This window comes from Salmonella sp. SG203, from assembly GCF_013350575.1.
In the GTDB taxonomy this organism is placed as follows: domain Bacteria; phylum Pseudomonadota; class Gammaproteobacteria; order Enterobacterales; family Enterobacteriaceae; genus Salmonella; species Salmonella enterica.
The window spans coordinates 1-1,174 of record NZ_SNMT01000083.1; the positions used below are offsets into that span (position 1 = coordinate 1).

Below are 1,174 nucleotides of genomic sequence, written 5' to 3' on the forward strand. Positions count from 1 at the left end.
CCTTGTATCTTAAAATTTGTTTAAAATATCCATGGTTAGATTTGGCAAGGTGTATGCAGCCTGATACCTCCAGGGGTTCATAGCCCGTGAATAAGCGACCGGCGCATACACTGAGCCACTCATCTGAAACCCGAACAGTTGTCCGAACTCCATTTCGCATTTGCAAGGAAGGGTAATAATGAGTCAGCCAAATCCCCTCTGTGTGGGCGTTGATATTTCCAAAGCAACCCTGGACATCGCTGCCAATAGTGATATCGCTCAGTTTACGGTCAGCAATGACTCTGACGGCTTTGATGCCATTATTGCTGAGTTGAGAAAACACACCGTCGCTCTGGTTCTGATGGAGGCTACTGGCGGCCTTGAGGCTGCCGTGGCCTGCTCGATCCAGACTGAAGGTTTTGCTGTTGCAGTAGTCAATCCCAGGCAGGCCCGTGACTTTGCTCGCGCTATGGGCTATCTGGCGAAAACTGATCGTATTGATGCTAGGGTGCTTGCACAAATGGCAGAGGTCATTAATCGACATCCGGAGCGGGAACGCTTTATTCGGGTCCTGCCAGATGCTGAACGTCAGGTTCTTGCTGCGATGGTGGTACGCAGACGCCAGTTGATAGCGATGTTGGTGGCTGAACGTAACCGGCTGCATCCTGCGCATCCACAGAGCAGGAAAAGCATCAATACAATCATCAAAGCACTGGAAGATGAGCTTGCCCGAATCGATGAGGATATGAACGACCACATCAGGGACCACTTTAAAGAGCTTGCAGAGAGGCTGAGCAGCATTAAAGGTGTTGGCACCATGACTGTTGCGGCACTGCTGGCGGAGGTGCCTGAACTGGGCAGTCTCTCGAGGCGTGAAATCAGTGCTCTCGTGGGTGTGGCACCGGTAAACCGGGACTCGGGTACCATGCGGGGGCGACGGACGATTTTTGGTGGTCGGGCCGGAGTTCGAACAGCGCTTTACATGGCTGCGCTTGTAGCAACCCGTTTTAATCCGGTTATCAAGGATTTTTATACACGTCTTCTTGCGGCCGGAAAAGCCAAAAAAGTGGCGCTGGTTGCCTGTATGCGCAAGCTGCTGACTATCCTGAATGCGATGCTCAGAAAGAACGAAGAATGGAATGAATCGTATCATCACGTTGCTCCATAAAAATAACGTTCAAGACAGTTGCTTATT

The 1,174-nt window shown here is 50.9% G+C and carries 1 protein-coding gene; it reads left to right on the forward strand.

All coding sequences use genetic code 11. The features are described 5' to 3' along the window. The first annotated feature begins 178 nt into the window (after positions 1 to 178). The gene (locus HV477_RS28310) at positions 179 to 1,147 is read left to right on the forward strand and encodes an IS110 family transposase (RefSeq protein ID WP_217487912.1); all 969 of its coding nucleotides are present in this window, start codon (positions 179 to 181) and stop codon (positions 1,145 to 1,147) included. The last annotated feature ends 27 nt before the right edge of the window (positions 1,148 to 1,174 follow it).

Excerpts from the sequence above, each read along its gene's own strand:
- HV477_RS28310 (WP_217487912.1), top strand. The coding sequence starts at position 179 with ATGAGTCAGCCAAATCCCCTCTGTGTGGGCGTTGATATTTCCAAAGCA.